The organism is Ensifer sp. ENS06, from assembly GCF_014852205.1.
GTDB classification, from domain to species: Bacteria; Pseudomonadota; Alphaproteobacteria; order Rhizobiales; family Rhizobiaceae; genus Ensifer; species Ensifer adhaerens.
The window spans coordinates 360,089-380,579 of record NZ_JACVBC010000004.1 but is presented as its reverse complement, the minus strand read 5'-3'; the positions used below and the strand labels follow the sequence as shown (position 1 = coordinate 380,579).

The window sequence follows — 20,491 nt, the reverse complement described above, 5'->3', positions numbered from 1 at the left end:
GCAACTCTCCTACTTCACGGTGCGCAGCTTGGCGCGGTCGATCGTCAGGGCAATGGCAATGATCAACACGACGCCGAAGACGATCTGCTGCCGGGTCGCGTCGATCTCGAAATACAGCATCGACGATCGGATGACCGCGACGATCAAGGTGCCGACCACGGTGTTCATCACGCCGCCGACACCGCCCGTCAAAGGCGTGCCACCGACCAGCACGGCAACGATTGCCGGCAACAGGAATCCATTGGCGATCGTCGGTGCGCCGCCGGAGAGCTTGACCGCAAAGAGCAGGCCGGCAATGGACGCAAGTGCACCGGAGATCGCGAATGCAAGGATCTTGTAGCGCGCAACATCGATACCGGACGCGGCGGCGGCCAATTCGCCGGCACCGACCGCCTTCAGAACGCGGCCGAGCGTCGTGCGCCGCTCGATGAAGAGGCAGAGGGCCACGAGCCCCGCGGCAATCAAGAGTTCGTTGGGGACGCCCCAAGTATGACCAATCATCCAGCCGAAGGTTTCGTTGCGCTGAGCGGCGTCCATGTTGAGCGCGCGCTGACCCGAAAGCCACTGCGCAACCGAGAACGCAACGCCGCCGACCGCAAGCGTGGAGATGAAGGACGGCACGAAAAGCCGTGTCGTCACGAAGCCGGATAGCGTGCCAAGGAGAAAGCCGGCAACGACGCAAAGTACGGCAACCCAGGCACCGAGCGAGGCAAGGTAAACCGAGGCGATGACCGTCACCATGTTCGCCATCGACTGGGCCGACAGGTCGATGCCACCGATATAGATGGCGAAAGTGAGACCGAGCGCCATGATGAAGAGTGGCACGATGTCGCCGGCAATGCCGAGAAGGTTCGTGGGTCGCAGGAAACCGGGATCGGTGATGCCGACGACGGCGACGAGCACCAGGAGCGTTATCCAGGGAAGGTGCGGTTTGAGGCGCTGAATATCCATTGGTCCCTCAGATCATGTAGTGCAAAAGGTCATAGGGCGTGGGCTTGGAACCCGGTTCGCAGGCGAACTGTTTCTGGATGCGCCCGTCCTTGACGACGATGATGGTGTGCGAAAGGCCGATTGCCTCTTCCAATGTGTCGGCAACCAGCACGATGCCGACGCCCGCCGCACTCATGGCGCGGATCATGTCGTAGACATCTTCCTTGGCGCCGATGTCGAGACCGCGCGTCGGATGGTCGAGCAGCATGATGTCGGAACCGGCCGAACGCCACTTGGCCAGAACCACCTTCTGCTGGTTTCCGCCTGAAAGATTGCCACAATCCGCAAACTCGGAATGGGCCTTGATCGACAGTTTCTTGATCCATTCACGGGCAAGCGCCCGCTCCTCGCCGACGCGCAGCACACCACCTTTCGAGCGGTGTTTCATCTGCGAAAGCGTCATGTTTTCGTAGACGTTCATGCCAGCAACAATGCCCTCGATCTTGCGCTCGCGGGGCACATAGCCGACGCCACGAGAAACCGCGTGCCGCGGTGAAAGATCGGTCGCATCGCCTCCCTTGATGCGGAGACGGCCGGTGCTCGGCGTCAGCATGCCGTAGATCGTCCTGAGGATTGCCTCGCGCCCCGAACCTTCCGTACCGACAAGACAAAGCACTTCACCGGCATGCAGCTTGAGCGAGATGTCCTGGATGCGGCCAGGAAGGCCCACCTGGTCCATCTCGACGAGTGCCTTTGCGGCGTCGAACGGCTTTTGCAGATGCTCGCGGTAATATTGCTTGTCGACATTGCGACCGACCATCTTGTGCTGGATGGCCTCGGCCGGGGCAGCACCACGGTCGACGACGTCCACGACCTCACCATCCTTCATCACGTAGATGCGATCGGAAAGTTCCATCACCTCGTCCATGCGATGCGAGACGAAGATGAACGAGGCCCGCGTCACCAGTTCCCGCACAAGCTTGAACAGCAGCTGCACCTCTTCCTTTGACAGAACCGAGGTCGGCTCGTCGAGCAGGATGACGAGATCCCCCTCCACGCGCTCTTCGAGCGTCAACACCTTGGCGAGCTCGACGAGCTGACGTTGGGCAAAGGAAAGCTTCGACGTCACCATCGCCGGATCGATATCGAGTTTCACCTTGGCGAGCTGACGGCGTGCGGCTTTCGCCATAACCTTCCAGTCGACGACACCGAAGCGGGTGAACTGTCGTTCATAGCCGAGGAAGATGTTCTCCATGACGGTCAGGTTCGGGATCAGCGACTGCTCCTGGAACACCATCCCGATGCCCTTCTCCATCGCCTGGCGCGGATTGGCAAAGCGAACGGGCGTTCCGTTGATGAGGACCTTGCCGCCATCGGGCTGGTAGGCGCCATAGATCACCTTCATCAAGGTGGATTTGCCGGCGCCATTCTCCCCCACAAGTCCGACGATCTCGCCGCGCTTGATGTGGAAGTCGATTGCCTTTAGCGCGTGAACGCCGGGGAATTTCTTGTCGACAGCCTTGAGCTCGTACATGGCGTGCCTCACTTGACGAAGGAAAGCATCTTGCGGTCGGTCGAAAGCACGACGGCAAGAATGACGAGCAGGCCGAGCATGCCGTCCTGGATGAAGTCGGGCAGACCGATGACGACCATGCCATTGTCGATGACGTTCACGATCAGCACGCCGACAAGTGCGTTCCAGACGCCGCCGATGCCGCCCCAGAGCGCCACGCCACCGACAACGACCGACGTGATGGAGACGAACATGAAGTTCGCACCGGTCACCGATTCCGCCTGGCCGATGCGCGCCACCACGAGGATTGCGGCAATGGCGTAAAAGACGCCGGCAAGCGCAAAGCCGGTCACGCGAACGCGGGTAACATTGAGGCCCGAGGCATGCGCGAGATCCTCACCGCCGCCAACCGCGTAGAAGTTGCGGCCAAGCGTGGTGTGGGTCTGAATGAACCAGGCAACGACGAGGAAGAAGGCAGCGACGTAGACCATTAGCGGGAAACCCAACAAACGCACCGTCAGCAGGCCCCGAAAGGTCGCGTCGCTTACTTTGACGATGTCACCGCCGGTGAGCAGGATCGCGGCCCCCGTCCCGACGAAGCCCATGGCAAGGCTCGCCATGAAGGACGGTATCTTCAGCTTCACATGGACAAGCCCGTTTAGCAGTCCGATCACGCCGCCGAGAAGGAGAACAAGCGGAATGGCGACCCAACCGGAAGGGGCGAGCGAGCCACCGAAATGGGCAAAGATGAACGCAAAGGCCACGGCCGTGAGGGAGACCGTTCCCTCCATCGAGAGGTCGATCGATCCCATGACGATGATGAAGGTGACGCCGACGGCAACCATGAGTGCCGGAGCTGCCGCAATCGCGATGCGGGCGAAGTTCCGCGAGGAAAAGAAAGTCGGGTTGAGCGCGGTGAAGAAGATCACCAGCGCAATCAGCACCAGAAGCGGCGCCCATTTGATCAAGGTTTCGCGCGATAGGCGACGTGTCACGTCAGACACCCCTCTTTTAGAAAGTCACAAGGGGAACGGGGCGGCGGCACACAGGCTGCCGCCCAGCTGGTCGAAATTTCAGTACTGGATCTGGCCGTTGGACGGCCCCCAGAAATCCGTCCAATTGTAGGTCGGGACGGAGTCGAGATACTTCGCCTTGAACTCGGCGGCATCCTTGGCCGTGACCAGGATCGTCGGGCCGTAGAACTCGCGGTGTTCCTTCGGCTCTTCGGACGGCTTGAAGCTGCCGATCGCCGCGTGATAGGCGAGTGCCGCGCTGATGCCGCCGCCCCAGTGCGGGTTGGTGAAGACGGTCGCCAGGAGCTTGCCGTCCAGCACCATCTGCACGGCCTCCGGATTGCCGTCATAGGAAACGATCGGCATGTCCTCGATACCCTCGGCGCGCAGGGCCTCGATGACACCATAGGCGATGTTGTCGTTGGCGCAGTGCACGCCCTTGATCTTGTCGCCGTAGCGGGTCAGGAACGACGCCATGAGGGCCGCACCCTTCTGCGTGTCCCAGTCGGCCGGCTGCGCATCGAGCAACTCGATGTTCGGGAAATCTTTGAGTGCGTTCTTGAGGCCGTTCAGGCGCTCGACTGCCGGGTTGTTGGCGGCGATTCCACCGAGGTGCACCACACCACCTTCACCACCCATCGCCTCAAACAGGATCCGCGCGGTCTGTTCAGCAGGCTTCTCATCCGACCAGGTCATATGGGAAACGTAGTTGTCGCCGAAATCCCAAGGATGCAGGTCGTCGGTCTTGTTCCAGATCGTTGAAATGTAGGCGCCCGCTGCCTGAACCGCCTCGACAACGGGTCTGGCGTTGGGGCTGTCGTTTGCATCGCAGGCGATCGCGCAATTGCCGTTGTTCTTGGCGAGAAACGCCTTGATGTCGGCGAGCGACTTTTCCGTAGACCCCTCGTTGATCAGGCTGACGAGTGCGCTCTTCGGCTTGCCGAGCGATTCCACGAAAGCCTCGCCCCCGGAAACGACCGAATTCCAGTAGGCAGACGCCCGGTCGCGATAGCTCCAGGCAATTGCCGGATCCGTCAATGCTGCCTGCGCCGTGCCGCGACCGAACGCCATCGGCACCGCCATGGCGCCGACGCCGGCTGCAGCGGCAAACAAGAAGTTGCGACGGCTTACCGTTTCGCGTTCGATAAAATCCTTAATAAAGGTCGACATGCCAATCCTCCCATATCCTCGGTGAGCGTTCCCCGTCCCACACGGGTTGAAAATGCAGGTTCGCAGGTGGCGGCGCACGCTTGTCGCCCTGGCCTCCTCCGGCCTCGTCAGTCCCACTTAACGCACTAACTAGTTACTTCTTTACAAAACCCCGAGTCAAGTGCTTTTAATGGGCACAGGCGCCGACCGACCTGACGAACCGCTTTGACGGATCAGCTTTCCGGCGTGTATGACTTTCAGCGCAGCAGGCGCGAGGGCGACGGAGGAAGGGCTTTGAGCATCACGAACGAAGACACGGAAAAATCTGCCCGAAAGCCACGCATCAGAGACGCCGAGGCAACGAAGGCGCGCATTCTGGACGCGGCCAAGAAAGAGTTTGCGAAGAATGGCTTGGGAGGCGCGCGGGTCGACGTGATCGCCGAGAAGGCCAACGCCAACAAGCGGATGATATACCACTATTTCGAGAGCAAGGAGCGGCTGTTCCAGACCGTTCTCGAAGATGCCTATATAGACATCCGAACGGCTGAACAAAAACTCAAGCTCGACGACCTGGAACCGAAGGCGGCGCTTGCCAAACTCGTCCAGTTCACCTGGGAATATTACCTGAAGAACCCGGAGTTCATCACGCTGGTCAACAGCGAGAACCTTCACCGCGCGAAGCATTTGAAGAAGTCCGAGGTCATCAAGGCCGCCAGCCGCAAGTTCGTCAACATGGTCGGCGACATTCTCGAACGCGGCGCGGCACAGGGCGTGTTTCGGTCGGGCGTCGACCCTGTGCAGCTCAACATCACCATTGCAGCGATCGGCTATTACTACCTGACCAACCGTTTCACCGGATCGATCATTTTCGAACGTGATCTCATGGCCAAGGAAGCGATTGACGAACGCCTGCAGTTCAACGTCGACACCATCATGCGGCTGGTATGTGCCTAACGCGTCGCGCCAGGCACATACACGAACGATAGCCGGGCATATCGGCCCGGCGCTTGGGCTAGCCCCAATCGATAACGATGAAGGGCTGCTCAATCGCGCGCCGCGCAATGTCCGAATAGAGTGACGCGGGATCGTCTGGCGTCACGTGGCGGATCAGGCCTTCGAGCTCTATCAGACCTTCAGACAGCCATTCGAGCGCGCGCGAGAAGCCACCGAAGACGCTATGCGGTGCATTGTTGTACCCTTCGAGCAGTTCTTCCCAAACGAAGTCGCGACCGAGCATCGGAACCTCCCATTCCCAGCCTGAGCGCAGCGTCACCAGGTTGAAGAAGACCGCCTGCATGAGTTCGTGCGCAGAAAATTCGGTCGCCCGCCTCCAGGGAACACCAACCATGACGACTTCACCAAGCTTGCGGACAAGACGGCAAGCATCGATGATGGCACCCTCATGACCTGAACAATCGACGACGAGGGCGACTTTTCCGGTCAGGTCCGATGCGTCGCCTATAGACGCTCGGCAATCCGCAATTCCGCTTCGACCGGCCTGAGCGCGCCTGACCGGATCCGGATCGACCACCGTCACGCGATAGCCGCCGATCGCAAAGAGGTGCGCAGCCAGGAAGCCAACCGGCCCCGCTCCCGAAACGACCACGCGGTCACCTGGACGCGCCTTCGTCGTCATCAGGCTCGTCATCGACACCCCCATCAAGCGGGCGAGAACGGCGCGATCCGGGGCCAATCCATCCGGCAACGCCAGAGTGTGTCGGGCATCGTGGGTCTGCGTGGAACGATGCTGCCCCATTGCAAAGCGCCGGTCACCGACGCTGACGCCATCGACATCCTCTCCGATCTCGGTCACCTCAAAGACAGCCGCATAGCCCGGCCGGATGGGAAACACGTCACCGTTGGCCCAGCCAAGCTCCGTGCCCTGACTGATCAGAGTACAGAGCGTTCGCCCACGGATCTGACCGGGCAGTAGCGCACCGTCTTCGTAGTTGCCGAGCACAAATGTCTGCTTTGTGCTTATCAGGATTTCTTGAGGCACGGCTTTCCTTTCCGGCTTTTGGCCAGGGGTTCTCATGTCTTTGATTTTGATTGGCCGCTTGAGATGCAGCGACTACGGCCGGGAGTTAGCTGCCATTGACGGGCGACCACTGCCGTGGACCGCCAGCGCTTTCGTATCCGAGCGGTCCCGGCATGCTGACGATCTCCAAAAACTGCCCCCAGGGAGCTTTGAGATAGAGCCAGGTAAGCCCGGCCATCGCGCCGCTTTCGACAAGAGTCGGCCCTTCAAGCAAATCGACGCCGGCGGCACGAAGCCGCTCTGCCGCGCGTTCGCAGTCGTCAACCTCGAAGGCTAAGTGAAAGCCACCGGTCTGGCTGTTGCGCTTCAGGGGCTCTTCCTCGCCGGTCTCGCCGGAGTACTGGAATATCTCGAGGTTCGTGCCGTTCCCGACCCTTAGAACCTTGATGTTCACTATCCGTCTGCCCGAGGGAACACCGAGGCGCCGAAGCATGAACGCGTCGTCAGCTTCCACTTTGCCTGTTTCAAGGCACGTCACCGCTCCGAAGATCACCTCGAAAAAGCGGACAGCCTCTTCGAGGTTCGGCACAGTGAACCCCACATGCTGCATCCCGTAAATCTTCACTCGAACCTCCCAATTCGCAAGAACATTCGTCACGTAATTATGTAACTAGTTAGTTATTTTCGAGTCAAGACGTCAAGAGATCGGAGGTCGAATGCGATGGCGTGGAAAAGGCCCGAATTGTTGAGAGGATATCGACCGCGACAGTACCGGCCACATGACCTGAGCTCTCGGTTTTTCAGCGAAGGGGCACGCTCGCGGTGATGCCGCGGCGATGTTCGGGCGGTGGGCTGTTCACAGCCGGCGAATGCGGCGGCAGAACATCAGCTTCCGGCGGGCGCCCCTGAGAGCGCCTCCCTGGCGACGGCATCTCGTTTGGGGATGGTTCCCACCTCAACTACAGCATTTGGAAGCGGATGAACTACAGCACGAGGCTTCCGTAGCGGCTTTCTCGGCCAACCAGCGGTCCCGAGGCTTGCAGCTCGCAGGCCGTGGCGTCAACGCGACCTGGAGAGTGCCGTCTTCCGCGACAGGAGAGTTCGCGCAGAACAACTGCATCGGCCGGACGCCATCGCTCACTTCGAAGGTCAGCTTTGCGGAGCCGTCGAGACGGACGCGTTCGGAAACCTTGCGGACGATGGCCGAGAACTTCCCGGCCGTCATATGGGTCCGCTCGCCCTCCTCGATGTCCCACAGCTGCACGAAAATCTCCGACCAGGCTTCCGGATTTGCCCCGCAATCAAGCGCGGAGAACTGGCCAGCCTTGACCTCGGTCACGTGATAGCCGGGCTTCACGGGCTTTCCGTCATACAGGAAGACCAAGGGCAGGTCCGGTGTCTCTGCGGCTCTGCCGAGCAACTCCCCAAGCGAGATATCGGTTTTGTCGGATTGGCTATTGTCGATCGCGCTCATTTGTGGCTATCCTCAATTTCAATGATTCAAGGATTATTGAAATATGGATGATCGTCAAGCCCTCTCCTCCTTCGCCGCGCTTTCACAGGAAACCCGACTTTCCATCGTGAGGACCCTGGTCATCGCCGGCCCTGAAGGTCTGGCCGCCGGCGCGATTGCCGAACGCATGGGCGTCTCTCCATCAAACGTCTCGTTCCACCTCAAGGAACTCGAACGATCAGGCCTCATCTCCCAACGCCGGGAGTCGCGCTCGATCGTCTATAACGCAAGTTACGACACGCTGGCCGATCTGGTGACTTTCCTGATGGAAGACTGCTGCGCGGGGCATCCCGGCATCCGCGGGTCCGTCGAGCGATCCGCCAGTTGCTGTTCAAGCGAAGCATAGCCCGTCAAGGAACACGTCATTGCATACGATCAAGGTTCCGGCGGGCATCGTCTCCGCTCTCGGTGTCACGCAGATCATCGGCTACGGCACTCTCTACTATTCCTTCAGCATCCTCGCACCCGGAATGGCCAAAGACCTTGGCATCAGCCTGGAGCGGGTCTTCGCCGTCTTCTCGGTCTCGCTGTTCATCGGCGGCCTGTCTGCTCCGTTCATCGGCAGGCACATGGACAAGATCGGTGCGGCAACGGTGATGACGCTGGGGTCGGCCCTTGCGGCGTTAACGCTGGTGCTTTGTGCATGGTCGCCGTCTGTGTCGCTCTTTGTCCTTGCGATTGTCCTGCTCGAAGTGTCCTCCGGGATGGTCCAGTATCAGGCGGCCTTCGCAACACTGGTTGAAAGCGAACCTCGCACGGCGTCCCGCAGCATCACCTATCTGACACTCATCGGCGGCTTTGCCTCCACCATCTTCTGGCCGATCGCCGCGACGCTGACCGGATATCTGACCTGGCGGGAAATCTATCTGGTGTTCGCCGTCTTGAACCTTATCGTCTGCATGCCCCTGCACTACTGGATCATGCGTGCCGGAAGGCTGAGTTCCAAAACGGACGAGACAAGAACCCGCGAGGTCGTTGTCGGCGCTCTCGAACCCCAGGCGCGTCGCCGTGGCATGCTGATGGTCTCCTTTGCCTTCTCTCTTTCGGGCTTCACCCTCGCCGCGATCCTTGCCCACATGGTGCCGATGCTCGGCGCGATCGGACTTGGCAGTGCGGCGGTCGTGATCGGTTCCTTGTTTGGTCCGGCCCAGGTCATGAGCCGCCTGATCAACATGGTCTTCGGAAAGAGCCTGTCGCCGCCCGCGCTTGCGATTGTCTCTGCCGCTCTCATGGTCACTGGCGCGGTAATACTCGGGGTGTCAGGTGATTGGCTGCCCGGTGCGGTGGCTTTCGCCATCTGTCTTGGCCTTGGGTCAGGGATCAACAGCATCGCTCAGGGGAGCTTGCCCCTCTATCTCTTCGGGTCCGCTGGCTATGGCGCGATCACGGGCAAGATGGCTGCGGCAAGGTTGGCGACTGGCGCGGCCGCCCCGTTTGCGTTCGCAGCCGCTATGAACCACTTCGGGACAACCCTCTCGCTTTTCGTGATCGCCGCGCTGGGTACGCTTGGGATCCTGGCGTTCGTCGCTGTCGCCTCATCGGTGCGTCGCGACCGCGTTGCCTGATAATGGAAGAGCGTACATAAGAGTCCGCGGATCATCGCCATGAAAGCTAAGCCTCCGTGAACACTCCGATCAAATCGACGACGTCACGCAGTCATCCGGCCGCTTTCGGCGGCGGCGCCATCATCGGCGCACTCGGCGGGTTGATAGGGCTTGGAGGGGCAGAATTCCGTCTGCCGCTGCTCATCGGCGCATTCAATTTCGCGGCCCTCGAGGCGGTGATCCTGAACAAGGCAATGAGCCTTGTCGTCGTGTCTTCCGCCCTGCCGTTTCGAGCCGGCACGATCCCTTTCAGTCAGATCGCATCGAATTGGCCGATCGTACTGAACCTTCTTGCAGGAAGCCTGATCGGTGCCTGGTTCGGCGCAGGATGGGCCACACGGTTGAAATCTGAGACCCTCTACAGGGTGATATCCGTTCTTCTTGCCGCAATCGCCGTCGTGCTGGTGCTTGGCCACGGCACCTCGGCGGGTCAACCGCTTCTGACCGGAAACTGGCAGATTGTCGCCGGTATATCCGCCGGCTTCGTGATCGGCATCGTTGCGTCGCTGCTGGGCGTCGCCGGGGGCGAGTTGCTCATTCCGACGTTGGTTCTGCTCTTCGGCGCGGACATCAAGCTCGCCGGTAGCCTCTCACTGGCGGTGAGCCTTCCCACAATGCTGGTAGGCTTTACCCGCTACAGCCGCGACCAGAGCTTTTCGGTTCTGGGTCGCAACAGGGTGTTCGTCCTCATCATGGCCGCGGGATCGGTGGTGGGGACGTTTGTCGGCGGTCTACTCCTCGGCATTGTCCCGAATTCGATCCTCCTTCCCGCACTCGCCGTGATCTTGTTGCTGTCAGCCGTGAAGGTCTGGCGGCACGGCTGACAGGATTTCTTCCCCAGATCAATTTGACGCGCTTTTCGAGCTCGGCCCCGTGGCCTCAGGCGACGGACCATCCGCCGTCCACCAGCAGGTTCGCGCCGGTGATCAGGCTCGCAGCCGGCGATGCAAGGAAGACTACGGCACCCACCACATCATCGGTTTCCCCGATCCGGCCGAGTGGAATGTGATCGACCGTCGCTCTGCGATTTTCGGCATCGGATAAAAACGGTGCTGTACCATCCGTGTGGATGAATGTCGGGGATACGGTGTTTACGGTGACATTATAGCGTGCCCATTCGGCTGCAAGGCAGCGCGTGAGGTGATTAATTGCCGCCTTGCTCATGCAATAGATTGCCTCTCCGCGCAGTGCGACCGTACCGGCCTGTGAGCTAATGCTGATGATCCGGCCACCATTTCGCGCGATCATGTGAAGGCCCACTGCCTGTGTCATCAGGAAGGTGCCCTTGATGTTGACATCGAGTATCTCGTCAAGGTCCTTCTCCTCAACGAGTTCCGCAAGATTGCCCGGGGCCACGCCGACATTGTTGACGAGGACGTCGATCCGACCGAATGCAGAAACCGCCGCGTCGACGGCTTGTGCGATATGGGCCTTGTTGGGAATGTCCAGTTCAACAGGGAGAACCTTTCGTCCCGCGCCCTCGATTTCGGCGATCAGGCCCGCGGACGCTGCGACATCGCGGACCCCCAAGACAATATCTGAGCCTGCTGCAGCACAGGCAAGTGCGCAAGCACGTCCAATGCCACGGCTCGCGCCCGTCACCAAAGTCACCTTGCCCTCAAGGCTGAAATCCGGCGCACTCTTCCGCATCATTGCCTCCCTCGATGAAGCTCAATTATTGCAGCGTCGGCGTGCGGATGCCAGTTGTTCTGCTCATGTCGCGCACGTGAAGTCCGTCCGACGAACGTCATGCTCGTCGAGAACGATCTTCTGGCAGAGGTGCGCGGGCTCTAGGCTTGGCTCGGTGGGGAGATAGAAGCTTCCGGCTCAGTGCGGGCGCGATGCCTGACCGATCTTGGTCTCATTGATGAGTATCGGCCTGGGCGTTTCGATCCATGCTTTCGCCAGACCTATGGAAGGTCGATCTCACCGTTCACCACGTGGTTGAGACCAGTGCCCTCCGCCGTCAGCGTCATGCGCACCTTCAGCTTCTCGCCGCCGAACTGCCCCTCGCGCACGGCCTCTTCGATCTTACGCTGCGAGGTGACACCGACTTCTTTCAGGAACTTGCGGATCGACATGTTGAAGGCGTCTTCGCTCATCGTGGAACTCCTCGGCGTCCGTGAGGGAGCAGCGTGGGCGCTTGTCTATCGCCCGGAATGCGCCGGCATAGCCCGATGGGATGTCAGCCTTGCCTCTCATCCCACGTTAGGAACCGACGCAACAACTTGCGGCTCCGTTGTTATGTTTGGCCTCCTGGATTGGCGGGCAAGGCACGTCGCCAAAGGAACAGAACACACAGCAGTCCCCGGATTTTGGCCGGAGCATCATACCGCATCCATTGCAATCATAGAAAAACTGTCAGGCGCCGGTGGGCATCGTTTCCGTAGCCCGCTGGCCGCAATTGGGACAGGTGAGGGTTGATCGAAGCTGTATGGTCACACTTTGTGCCTCGGCAACGAATGCTTTCAGATGACCCCCGTCATCCATTGCTGAATAGCCTATTGGAAATATCGCCTCGTGCATAGTTTTGCGTCATGAGCGCTAGGTCAGTCTTTCGAAAGGCTGCAATGGGCCACCATAAGCGGACAAGGCGTTGGTTCGCTTTGGCCAAACAGCGGCCATTGCGATTGCAAGATGGCCGCTATCGGAACATTGCCGATGGCCTTTGACTAAATCGATCTCAGTGACACCCGCTTCTCCAACACGGCCGCGTGCTCCTTCCGCTCGCTGTAGCGGTCTGTAAGGTGCGCCGAGGCGTCCCGTGTCAGCAGCGTGAACTTCACCAGTTCCTCGCAGACATCCACGACGCGGTCGTAGTAGGACGACGGCTTCATGCGGCCGTCGGCGTCGAACTCCTGGTAGGCCTTGGCGACCGACGACTGGTTCGGGATCGTGATCATCCGCATCCAGCGGCCGAGCACGCGCATCTGGTTCAGGGCGTTGAAGGACTGGCTGCCGCCGGAGACTTCCATGATCGCCAGCGTCTTGCCTTGCGTCGGCCGGATCGATCCCAGCGACAGGGGAATCCAGTCGATCTGGGCCTTCATGATGCCCGTCATCGCGCCGTGGCGCTCGGGGCTAACCCAGACTTGGCCTTCCGACCATTGCGACAGGTCGCGCAGCTCCTGCACTTTCGGATGGCTGACCGGCGCCTCGTCGGGAAGCGGCAGCCCCCTCGGATCGAACATCCGCACCTCGCACCCCAACCGCTCGAGAAGGCGTCTGGCTTCGTGCGCGAGCAGCCGACTGTAGGAAACCTCCCGGAGCGAGCCGTAGAGGATCAGGATGCGCGGCTTGTGCGTCGAGAACGCCGGACGCAACGCGTCGATGTCAGGTTGGCGAAGATGCCGCTCCTGCAAGGCGGGAAAAGTCTCAGACAACGCGCTTGCCCTCCTGATCGAGGACCTGCTCGCCGTCTTCCTTGAAGAAGGCACCCTTGAAGGCATCCGGCAGGATGTCGAGCACCGCCTCGGAGGGTCGCGCAAGCCTGGTGCCGAGTGGCGTGACGACGAACGGACGATTGATGAGGATCGGGTCCTTCAGCATCGCGTCGAGAAGCTGGTCGTCCGTCAGGTTCGGGTCGTCGAGACCCAGTACCGCGTAAGGCGTGCCCTTCTCACGGATCGCCTGTCGGACGGTCAATCCGGCATCGGAGATCATCCTTGCCAACTCGTCGCGCGACGGCGGTGACTTGAGATACTCGATGATATCAGGTTCGATCCCGGCTGCGCGGATCATCTCCAGCGTGTTGCGGGACGTGCCGCAGGCGGGGTTGTGATAGATGGTGGCGTCCATTGTCATGTCCTTTCAGTGATGGTGTTCCGGGAGACAGCGGGAGCTGCCTCGTACCAGCCCTTGGTGCGGTTCACGGCCCAGACGACCGTGAGCATCACGGGAACTTCGATGAGCACGCCGACGACGGTTGCCAGCGCAGCACCTGACTGGAAGCCGAACAGGCTGATGGCCGCGGCAACCGCGAGTTCGAAGAAGTTGCTGGCTCCGATCAGCGCTGAAGGCCCGGCAACGCAATGGCGCTCCCCCGACATCCGGTTCAGGAGATAGGCCAGACCTGAGTTGAAATAGACCTGGATCAGAATGGGCACGGCCAGCAGTGCGATGATCGTCGGCTGTGCGATGATCTGATCGCCCTGGAAGCCAAAGAGGAGAACGAGCGTCGCGAGCAGGGCGAGGAGCGAAAGCGGCTGCAGTTTCGTCAGCATGGCGTCCAGCGCGTTCGCCGTGCCATCGGCGGTCAGCCGCGCTCTCAGGACCTGGGCGATGATGACAGGGACGACGATATAGAGGACCACCGACAGAACGAGCGTGTCCCACGGTACGGTGATAGCCGACAGTCCGAGAAGCAGTCCGACGATCGGGGCGAAGGCGACGACCATGATCGCATCGTTGAGGGCCACCTGAGACAGCGTGAACAGCGGCGCGCCGCGCGTCAGGTTGCTCCAGACGAACACCATCGCGGTACAGGGGGCGGCCGCGAGGATGATGAGGCCCGCGATATAGGAGTCGATCTGGTCGGCCGGAAGATAAGGACGGAACAGCCAGCCTACGAACAGCCAGCCGAGCAGCGCCATGGAGAACGGTTTGATGGCCCAGTTGATGAACAGGGTCACGCCGATGCCACGCCAATACGTGCTGACCTGCGCCAACGAGCGGAAGTCGATCTTGATGAGCATCGGGATGATCATCAGCCAGATCAGGATGGCGACGGGCAGGTTCACCTTCGCGACCTCCGCCGCGCCGATGACCTGGAAAACGCCGGGCATCAAATGACCGAGGGCGACGCCGACGACGATACAAAGGAAGACCCAGATGGTGAGGTAGCGTTCGAAGGTAGACATTTCACTCGACCTTTTCGGACTTGACGGAAGCGCCTTCGAGCGAACCGATCTGACGGACGTGCTGCTCGAGCGCCAGGCGGTCGACGGAGGCCAGAGGCAGATTGATGAAGGCCATGATGCGGTTCTTGAGGAAGCGAGCGGCCTGTGCAAAGGCGCGCTGGATTTCGGTTTCGGAGCCGACAACCGCAGCCGGGTCTTCGACACCCCAATGCGCCGTCATCGGATGCCCGATCCATACCGGGCAGGCCTCGCCGTGTGCGCTGTCACAGACGGTAAAGATGAAGTCCATTTCGGGCGCGCCTGGCTGGGCGAAAACGTCCCAGCTCTTCGACGAGAAGCCGGTCGCCGGATAGCCGAGGACGTCCAGTTCCTTCAGGGCATGTGGATTGACTTCGCCCTTGGGCTGGCTGCCTGCGGAAAACGCCCGGAAGCGCCCGCCGCCTTCCTTGTTGAGGATGGATTCGGCGAGAATAGAACGTGCGGAATTGCCCGTGCACAAGACGAGCACGTTGTAAGTCTTGTCGGTCATGGTTGTGTTCCGTGGTTAGGTCGGAGCTCTGTCGAGTTTCATGATCGTTGCCGATGCCGGGCAGATGCCTGACAGTTGACGGGTTGCGAGAACGGCGGGCGGCACATCGGCCCGCTCGACCACAACGAAACCAAGGCTTTCAAAGAACGGTGCGGCGGAGGTTGTCGCCAGGAAGACTGCCGAGCTCACATTGACGGTCTTCAGGGTTTCCCTGGTCAGCGATTTTCCAAGCGCCTTGCCACGATGCTCGGGCAAGATGACTATCGACCTGAGAAGCACGTCGTCGCCGCACACCTCGATGCCAGCATAGCCAACCGTGCCGCGACCTGAGGAAACCGCCCTGAAAAACGAGCGCCCAGTGTCTTCGAGGTCTTCGGTTGGAAGACCGGAAGCCGAAAGCGCCAGTTTCAATTCGGGATCGCTCCCCGTGACTGGCTCCAGCCTGATGTTGCTCATGACAGCTTCACCTCGGGAGCACAGCAGGGTGTGAGTTCTGCGATGAGCGGCGCGCAGAGTTCCGCCGAGCCGCCGCAGCAGTCTTTAAGCAGGAAGAGGGTCAGGTTGCGCAGCCCCTGAAGGTCCGCCCGATAGATGATCGAACGGCCCTGCCGCTCGCTTGAAACCAGGCCCGCACGCGAGAGCGTCGCAAGGTGCGCCGACATGGTGTTTTGCGGCACATCGAGAAGCCGGGCGAGTTCGCCCGCAGGAATGCCATCGGGTTCGTGACGGACGAGAAGTCGAAACGTCTCGAGCCTGGTAGACTGGGCGAGTGCGGCAAGCGCCGCGATTGCTGTATTGCTATCCATATATCCAGAATAACGGATATGATTTTCGTGTCAACCTCCGTCGGCTTATGGAGTGCCAGAAAACTTGGCGGACCGAAATCCGCCTCTGCTAAGCGCTATCGAACCATAACATCTGTCGGCACGCCGCCAGGACTGACGGGATCATGGCAAAGATGACCGGCCTTGGATCTGCAAGGCGCTGCTTCACAGAATCGAGCGACCTCCTTTGATTAAGCGAGTACGTTAATTAACAAAACTGTCGTTTCGTTTATTAATAGACGGCGCTATTTAACTTCAGCGCAACAATCGACTCAGGAAGGTCATGGACAGCAACGATTCCAACCCAACGGGCGACTGGGCCGTTTCGTGGAAACCGCTGTCGGTATGGCAGCAAGGACCAGTCAGCTAAGCGTGTAGGCCGTCTTGACGGTGGTGTAGAACTCGGCGGCGTAGCGCCCCTGCTCGCGCGAGCCGTGGGACGAACCCTTGCGGCCGCCGAAGGGCACGTGGAAATCGACGCCCGCCGTCGGCAGGTTGACCATCACCATGCCGGCCTCGGCATTGCGCTTGAAATGGGTCGCGTGCTTGAGGCTGGTGGTGGCGATGCCCGAGGACAGACCGAAGGGCGTGTCGTTGGCGACCGTGAGCGCCTCATCGTAGTCCTTGACCCGGATGACGGATGCGACCGGGCCGAAGATCTCTTCCCGGCTGATGCGCATCGCGTTCGTCGCTTCGGTAAACAGCGCCGGCTGCAGGTAGAAGCCGGGCGTGTCGCGCTTCAGAAGCTCGCCGCCGAAGGCAAGCTTGGCGCCTTCCTGGCGGCCGATGGCGATATAGTCGGTGTCCTGGTTGAGCTGGCTCTCATCGACCACCGGACCGATCTGGGTGCCGGCCTTCAAGGCGTCGTCGATCACAAGCCCCTTCATCCGTTCGCCCATGGCCGCCACGAAGCGATCATGAATGCCCTCGGTGACGATGAGCCGCGAAGATGCGGTGCAACGCTGGCCGGTCGAGAAGAAGGCCGAATTGACCGCCGCCTCGACCGCGACCGCAAGATCGGCGTCGTCAAGCACGACGAACGGGTTCTTGCCGCCCATCTCCAGCTGGTATTTGCGATTGTGTTCGACCGAGGCGAGCGCCACGCGTTTGCCCGTGCCGGTCGAGCCGGTGAAGGTGATGGCGTGAATGTCCGGGCTGTCGAGCATCGCCTGGCCGACGACCGAGCCCTTGCCCATGACGAGGTTCAACACGCCCTTCGGCAGACCGGCGCGGTGAAGAATGTCGACGATCGCCCAGGAACTGCCGGGCACCAGTTCGGCCGGCTTGAAGACGACGGTGTTGCCGTAGCAAAGCGCCGGCGCGATCTTCCAGGCGGGAATGGCGATCGGGAAGTTCCAGGGCGTGATGATGCCGACGACACCGACCGGCTCGCGGGTGATCTCGACGCCGATATTGGGTCTTGCCGACGGCAGCACTTCGCCCGCCAACCGCAGGCACTCGCCGGCGAAGAAGTCGAAGATCTGGCCGGCGCGCACCGTCTCGCCGATGCCTTCGGCCAACGTCTTGCCTTCCTCACGCGACAAGAGCTTCCCGAGTTCGTCCTTGCGCGCAAGGATCTCGTCGGCGGTCTTCCTCAGGATCGCGTGGCGCTCGAGAATACCCGAGCGCGACCAGGCCGGAAACGCCGCCTTGGCGGCAGCGATCGCTGCGCGCGCATCCTCGGCTGACGCACGGGCGTATTCGCCGACCACGTCGTTGGTATCGGACGGGTTGATGTTGGCGACCCCGTCACCACCGACCCATTCGCCGGCTATCAGGTTCTGGTGCAAAGTCATGGTCGGTTCCATTCAGATCAGCTGCCGGGCGGCGAGATTGCGCATCAGGTGCGATGCGCCAAAAGTCCAGGGACTGCACTCGGTTGACAATCGCACCGTGTTCAACAGAGATCCCAGCTGGGCGTTTGAGATTGTCACGACATCCCCGAGCTTGTGCGTAAAGCCCTGACCCGGGACGTCACGATCTTCGACGGGCGCAAACAGCGTGCCCATGAACAACATGAAGCCATCGGGATACTGGTGATGGGTGCCGATGGTCTGCGATACCAGATCGAGTGGATCGCGACTGATCTCCTTCATCGAGCTCCTGCCCTTCAGTACATAGCCATCCTCGCCTTCTATACGCAGATCGAGGTCGGCATGGCGCACGTCGTCGATCGTGTAGCTCTCGTCGAACAGCCGAATGAACGGCCCTAGAGCGCAGGAGGCATTGTTGTCCTTCGCTTTGCCAAGCAAAAGCGCCGAACGGCCTTCAACGTCGCGCAAGTTCACATCGTTGCCGAGCGTCGCTCCTTTCACCCGGCCTTTGCTGTCCACAGTCAGCACGATCTCCGGCTCCGGGTTGTTCCATCTCGATATCGGGTGCAGCCCTACCTCGTCTCCATACCCAACCGCCGACATGACCTGCCCTTTGGTGAAGACTTCGGCGTCGGGACCGATTCCGACTTCGAGGTATTGCGACCAGACGCCCTCCTCGATCAAGGCCTCCTTGACCTTGGCCGCCTCCGGGGACCCGGCCTTGAGGTCGCGCAGGCTGTCGCCGACAAGCACCGTCACGCGTTCACGGATCTTGGAGGCGAGGTCTGGGTTTCCTGCGGCACGCTCCTCGATTACCCGTTCAAGCATCGAGCGTGCGAATGTCACGCCGCAGGCTTTGATGGCCTGAAGGTCACATGGTGCGAGTAGCCGGGGCGCCTCGGAGGCCCTCGGTGCCACTGAGAGGACCTCGGTCAGCGCGCAAATCGCCCTTCCCTGTCGTGCCCGCACGAACTCGACAGGATCATCCATCTCTAAGAGATCGCGCATTGTTGGCGCTTCTTTTGTGGTGATGTCGAACACCACACCGGCCCGGACTGTCACCAGGATGGGCCCCTTTTCTTCCGACAGCCACACACGACCAACGAAGGTCCCATTCTTATCGGGTTCCATATGCCTCTTCCCATTCCAAAGTCATCGAACCAGTCAACTCCAAGCCATCTTCAAGTATCCTCAGGCCTGGCCGGCCCGCGAGGTTATGTGCGTCCACCGGGTGGGAAACCGGTTCAAAACAAAAGAAGTCCGCATCTGCGTTCGGCGTATAAAGCAGCGCATAGCCGAGATTATCGGAGGCCGAAATCCTGACGGAGGCCGCGCCGTCTCCTTGCATGATGACCGCCTCTCCAGCCCACCCGCCGAAAGCGTTGTTGATCCACTGGTCGGGCAACGCCCGCCCGTCGCCGAAATTCCAGTCTGGAACTTCGCAAAGCTTTCGGCGACCTGTCGGCAAGTGTTCTCTGTCCTCCAGCCAGACCTCCGCGGCGCTAAATTGCAGTCGAGTCCCCACATTTCGCGGAAACCACGGGTGGAATCCGATGCCAAAGGGGAGTGGTTGTCCCGACATGTTGTGAACCGTGAGCTTTATGTCGAGTTTTTCGGGCCAAAGAGTGAAGACCTGCCTTGCCCGATAGCGAAATGGGCCGATCGCCCCATCGCATTCCAGTTCGACGGTCTCGCCGTTGCGAGCAAGCAATCGCCAGCACCGCTGAAAGCCGTCCCCGTGTATAGGGAATGGCTGGCCGGCAAGGTTAGGTGGAATGGGATGAAAAGCGCCGTCATGTTCGAAGCCGCCGCGTGAGATGCGGTTGGAGAATGGAACAAGCACATTACAGCCCAGTTCAAAGGGACCATCTTCCACTCGGCCATTCCACGGCCTGAGCACCGGAATCCACTCGGCTGATGGATGCCTCACATCAAGGCGTCCGATCCCGCCGCCAAGCGCCGGGATTAGCTGCAAGCGAGCCTTGCTGTTCTCGACATCGATCCGCTCGACAACCATCTACCAACCGCCGTCGATGGCAAAGTTCTGTCCAGTGATCATGTCCGAAGCGGATGAGACGAGGAAGTAAACGAGTTCCGCGACGTCCTCGGGCTTAACACGTGATTTCAGGCATTGCCGCTCGAGGACCCAGTCGTTGTATTCCTGTAGCCGATCGGCAAATACCCGGTTCTCTGCTTCAGAAACAACCGCTCCGGGCGAAATCGCGTTGACGTTGATCCCGAACGGTCCAAGTTCGCGGGCCAACGATTTCGTCAGCCCGATCATTGCGCCCTTCGATGCGACATAGGGCACATAGCCGTCCCACTGGCCATTGAGCGTAATGGAAGCAAAGTTGAGGATCTTGCCGCGTCCTTTGCGTTTCATCAGGTCGGCACAGGCTCGAACGGCTGCAAACGCAGCCGACGAGTTGACGCGGATCTGGTCCTCGTACTGCGCCAAGCTGAACTCCTGGAACGGCTTATTGATTATGAGGGCGGCATTGTTGATCAGAATGTCGATGCCGCCCGAGGCTTCGGCCTCCAACCGGATGAGATCCTCGGTTTTCGCGAGGTCGTTCAGATCGCATCCGAGAAAGCGCGCGTTTTCGCCGAGATTTTCCGTCAGATCTACCTGGAGGCCAGGACGGTCGAGTACGATGACAGTGGCGCCTTCCGCTGTGAGTTTACGGGCCTGCGCTCGACCGAGTGTGCCAAGGCCGCCCGTGACAAGCGCCACTTTTCCCTGTAGTGGTTTCATCTGCGTTCCC

Annotated in this window: 24 protein-coding genes; 4 read left to right on the top strand and 20 right to left on the bottom strand. The window is 60.5% G+C overall.

Features of this window, described 5'->3' with window-relative positions; genetic code table 11:
* Positions 1-9: 9 nt before the first annotated feature.
* The 4 genes from IB279_RS18725 to IB279_RS18710 all read right to left on the bottom strand — a co-directional run bounded on the left by IB279_RS18725 (position 10) and on the right by IB279_RS18710 (position 4,626).
* Positions 10-951 carry an ABC transporter permease gene (locus tag IB279_RS18725; RefSeq protein WP_034801563.1) on the bottom strand — a complete coding sequence of 314 codons (942 nt, stop codon included), beginning with the start codon at positions 949-951 and terminating at the stop codon, positions 10-12.
* 7 nt (positions 952-958) lie between these two features.
* Positions 959-2,464: a sugar ABC transporter ATP-binding protein gene (locus IB279_RS18720; RefSeq protein WP_034801561.1), complete on the bottom strand. Its 1,506-nt coding sequence runs from the start codon at positions 2,462-2,464 to the stop codon at positions 959-961.
* 8 nt (positions 2,465-2,472) lie between these two features.
* Positions 2,473-3,438 (bottom strand): ABC transporter permease, encoded by a 966-nt coding sequence (locus IB279_RS18715; RefSeq protein ID WP_034801603.1) that lies wholly within the window; start codon positions 3,436-3,438, stop codon positions 2,473-2,475.
* Between the two features lie 78 nt (positions 3,439-3,516).
* Positions 3,517-4,626, bottom strand: coding sequence for a sugar ABC transporter substrate-binding protein (locus tag IB279_RS18710; protein ID WP_162741257.1), 1,110 nt, complete (start codon positions 4,624-4,626; stop codon positions 3,517-3,519).
* Positions 4,627-4,899: 273 nt separating this feature from the next.
* On the opposite strand from IB279_RS18710, the gene IB279_RS18705 reads away from it, so the two are divergent.
* Positions 4,900-5,559: a TetR/AcrR family transcriptional regulator gene (locus tag IB279_RS18705; RefSeq protein WP_089045975.1), complete on the top strand. Its 660-nt coding sequence runs from the start codon at positions 4,900-4,902 to the stop codon at positions 5,557-5,559.
* Positions 5,560-5,617: 58 nt separating this feature from the next.
* Here IB279_RS18705 and IB279_RS18700 read toward each other — a convergent pair whose 3' ends face one another.
* The 3 genes from IB279_RS18700 to IB279_RS18690 all read right to left on the bottom strand — a co-directional run bounded on the left by IB279_RS18700 (position 5,618) and on the right by IB279_RS18690 (position 8,057).
* Positions 5,618-6,604 (bottom strand): zinc-binding alcohol dehydrogenase, encoded by a 987-nt coding sequence (locus tag IB279_RS18700; protein WP_113188650.1) that lies wholly within the window; start codon positions 6,602-6,604, stop codon positions 5,618-5,620.
* Positions 6,605-6,689: 85 nt separating this feature from the next.
* Positions 6,690-7,241, bottom strand: coding sequence for a VOC family protein (locus IB279_RS18695; protein WP_309142296.1), 552 nt, complete (start codon positions 7,239-7,241; stop codon positions 6,690-6,692).
* Positions 7,242-7,538: 297 nt separating this feature from the next.
* Positions 7,539-8,057 carry a DUF6428 family protein gene (locus IB279_RS18690; RefSeq protein ID WP_113188641.1) on the bottom strand — a complete coding sequence of 173 codons (519 nt, stop codon included), beginning with the start codon at positions 8,055-8,057 and terminating at the stop codon, positions 7,539-7,541.
* A 43-nt stretch (positions 8,058-8,100) separates the two neighbouring features.
* On the opposite strand from IB279_RS18690, the gene IB279_RS18685 reads away from it, so the two are divergent.
* The 3 genes from IB279_RS18685 to IB279_RS18675 are packed head-to-tail and all read left to right on the top strand — an operon-like array spanning position 8,101 to position 10,524.
* Complete coding sequence (locus IB279_RS18685) at positions 8,101-8,442, top strand: helix-turn-helix transcriptional regulator (RefSeq protein WP_060520391.1); 342 nt, start codon at positions 8,101-8,103, stop codon at positions 8,440-8,442.
* Between the two features lie 19 nt (positions 8,443-8,461).
* On the top strand, positions 8,462-9,661 hold the full coding sequence (arsK, locus tag IB279_RS18680; RefSeq protein ID WP_113188640.1) for an arsenite efflux MFS transporter ArsK: 1,200 nt from the start codon (positions 8,462-8,464) through the stop codon (positions 9,659-9,661).
* A gap of 56 nt (positions 9,662-9,717) precedes the next feature.
* Positions 9,718-10,524: a sulfite exporter TauE/SafE family protein gene (locus IB279_RS18675; protein ID WP_309142295.1), complete on the top strand. Its 807-nt coding sequence runs from the start codon at positions 9,718-9,720 to the stop codon at positions 10,522-10,524.
* A gap of 55 nt (positions 10,525-10,579) precedes the next feature.
* On the opposite strand, the gene IB279_RS18670 is transcribed toward IB279_RS18675, so the two are convergent.
* The 13 genes from IB279_RS18670 to IB279_RS18615 all read right to left on the bottom strand — a co-directional run bounded on the left by IB279_RS18670 (position 10,580) and on the right by IB279_RS18615 (position 20,481).
* Positions 10,580-11,350 (bottom strand): SDR family NAD(P)-dependent oxidoreductase, encoded by a 771-nt coding sequence (locus tag IB279_RS18670; RefSeq protein ID WP_113081144.1) that lies wholly within the window; start codon positions 11,348-11,350, stop codon positions 10,580-10,582.
* Between the two features lie 260 nt (positions 11,351-11,610).
* The gene (locus tag IB279_RS18665) at positions 11,611-11,802 is read right to left on the bottom strand and encodes a DUF6494 family protein (protein ID WP_090297658.1); all 192 of its coding nucleotides are present in this window, start codon (positions 11,800-11,802) and stop codon (positions 11,611-11,613) included.
* A gap of 106 nt (positions 11,803-11,908) precedes the next feature.
* Positions 11,909-12,190, bottom strand: a complete 282-nt coding sequence (locus tag IB279_RS37250; RefSeq protein ID WP_246802014.1) for a GDCCVxC domain-containing (seleno)protein — start codon at positions 12,188-12,190, stop codon at positions 11,909-11,911.
* Between the two features lie 182 nt (positions 12,191-12,372).
* Entirely contained in the window at positions 12,373-13,101 is a 729-nt protein-coding gene (arsH, locus tag IB279_RS18660) for an arsenical resistance protein ArsH (RefSeq protein ID WP_309142301.1), read from the bottom strand.
* Positions 13,076-13,498, bottom strand: a complete 423-nt coding sequence (gene arsC, locus IB279_RS18655; RefSeq protein WP_192339503.1) for an arsenate reductase (glutaredoxin) — start codon at positions 13,496-13,498, stop codon at positions 13,076-13,078. The genes arsH and arsC overlap by 26 nt, the downstream gene beginning before the upstream one ends.
* Positions 13,499-13,500: 2 nt before the next feature.
* The gene (gene arsB / locus IB279_RS18650) at positions 13,501-14,559 is read right to left on the bottom strand and encodes an ACR3 family arsenite efflux transporter (protein ID WP_113188637.1); all 1,059 of its coding nucleotides are present in this window, start codon (positions 14,557-14,559) and stop codon (positions 13,501-13,503) included.
* 1 nt (position 14,560) lies between these two features.
* Positions 14,561-15,088 carry an arsenate reductase ArsC gene (locus tag IB279_RS18645; protein WP_192339501.1) on the bottom strand — a complete coding sequence of 176 codons (528 nt, stop codon included), beginning with the start codon at positions 15,086-15,088 and terminating at the stop codon, positions 14,561-14,563.
* A 15-nt stretch (positions 15,089-15,103) separates the two neighbouring features.
* Positions 15,104-15,544 carry an arsenic resistance N-acetyltransferase ArsN2 gene (arsN2, locus tag IB279_RS18640; RefSeq protein ID WP_113188635.1) on the bottom strand — a complete coding sequence of 147 codons (441 nt, stop codon included), beginning with the start codon at positions 15,542-15,544 and terminating at the stop codon, positions 15,104-15,106.
* Positions 15,541-15,894: a helix-turn-helix transcriptional regulator gene (locus IB279_RS18635; RefSeq protein ID WP_113081133.1), complete on the bottom strand. Its 354-nt coding sequence runs from the start codon at positions 15,892-15,894 to the stop codon at positions 15,541-15,543. Before IB279_RS18635 ends, arsN2 begins: the two co-directional genes overlap by 4 nt.
* Positions 15,895-16,274: 380 nt before the next feature.
* Complete coding sequence (locus tag IB279_RS18630) at positions 16,275-17,708, bottom strand: aldehyde dehydrogenase family protein (protein WP_192339499.1); 1,434 nt, start codon at positions 17,706-17,708, stop codon at positions 16,275-16,277.
* 12 nt (positions 17,709-17,720) lie between these two features.
* Positions 17,721-18,857 (bottom strand): fumarylacetoacetate hydrolase family protein, encoded by a 1,137-nt coding sequence (locus IB279_RS18625; protein ID WP_113188563.1) that lies wholly within the window; start codon positions 18,855-18,857, stop codon positions 17,721-17,723.
* Positions 18,844-19,743, bottom strand: coding sequence for an aldose 1-epimerase (locus IB279_RS18620; protein ID WP_113188562.1), 900 nt, complete (start codon positions 19,741-19,743; stop codon positions 18,844-18,846). Before IB279_RS18620 ends, IB279_RS18625 begins: the two co-directional genes overlap by 14 nt.
* A complete protein-coding gene (locus IB279_RS18615) occupies positions 19,744-20,481 on the bottom strand; it encodes an SDR family oxidoreductase (RefSeq protein WP_090297641.1) in 738 nt (245 codons plus the stop codon).
* Positions 20,482-20,491: the final 10 nt, after the last annotated feature.

What these genes read in the sequence shown, in the direction of transcription:
- IB279_RS18690 (WP_113188641.1), bottom strand. Translation starts at nt 8,057, where the DNA reads ATGAGCGCGATCGACAATAGCCAATCCGACAAAACCGATATCTCGCTT.
- IB279_RS18665 (WP_090297658.1), bottom strand. Translation starts at nt 11,802, where the DNA reads ATGAGCGAAGACGCCTTCAACATGTCGATCCGCAAGTTCCTGAAAGAA.
- IB279_RS18670 (WP_113081144.1), bottom strand. Translation starts at nt 11,350, where the DNA reads ATGCGGAAGAGTGCGCCGGATTTCAGCCTTGAGGGCAAGGTGACTTTG.
- IB279_RS18645 (WP_192339501.1), bottom strand. Translation starts at nt 15,088, where the DNA reads ATGACCGACAAGACTTACAACGTGCTCGTCTTGTGCACGGGCAATTCC.
- IB279_RS18630 (WP_192339499.1), bottom strand. Translation starts at nt 17,708, where the DNA reads ATGACTTTGCACCAGAACCTGATAGCCGGCGAATGGGTCGGTGGTGAC.
- IB279_RS18620 (WP_113188562.1), bottom strand. Translation starts at nt 19,743, where the DNA reads ATGGTTGTCGAGCGGATCGATGTCGAGAACAGCAAGGCTCGCTTGCAG.
- IB279_RS18725 (WP_034801563.1), bottom strand. Translation starts at nt 951, where the DNA reads ATGGATATTCAGCGCCTCAAACCGCACCTTCCCTGGATAACGCTCCTG.
- arsB (WP_113188637.1), bottom strand. Translation starts at nt 14,559, where the DNA reads ATGTCTACCTTCGAACGCTACCTCACCATCTGGGTCTTCCTTTGTATC.
- IB279_RS18635 (WP_113081133.1), bottom strand. Translation starts at nt 15,894, where the DNA reads ATGGATAGCAATACAGCAATCGCGGCGCTTGCCGCACTCGCCCAGTCT.
- IB279_RS18625 (WP_113188563.1), bottom strand. Translation starts at nt 18,857, where the DNA reads ATGGAACCCGATAAGAATGGGACCTTCGTTGGTCGTGTGTGGCTGTCG.
- IB279_RS18720 (WP_034801561.1), bottom strand. Translation starts at nt 2,464, where the DNA reads ATGTACGAGCTCAAGGCTGTCGACAAGAAATTCCCCGGCGTTCACGCG.
- IB279_RS18615 (WP_090297641.1), bottom strand. Translation starts at nt 20,481, where the DNA reads ATGAAACCACTACAGGGAAAAGTGGCGCTTGTCACGGGCGGCCTTGGC.
- arsN2 (WP_113188635.1), bottom strand. Translation starts at nt 15,544, where the DNA reads ATGAGCAACATCAGGCTGGAGCCAGTCACGGGGAGCGATCCCGAATTG.
- IB279_RS18685 (WP_060520391.1), top strand. Translation starts at nt 8,101, where the DNA reads ATGGATGATCGTCAAGCCCTCTCCTCCTTCGCCGCGCTTTCACAGGAA.
- arsC (WP_192339503.1), bottom strand. Translation starts at nt 13,498, where the DNA reads ATGGACGCCACCATCTATCACAACCCCGCCTGCGGCACGTCCCGCAAC.
- IB279_RS18710 (WP_162741257.1), bottom strand. Translation starts at nt 4,626, where the DNA reads ATGTCGACCTTTATTAAGGATTTTATCGAACGCGAAACGGTAAGCCGT.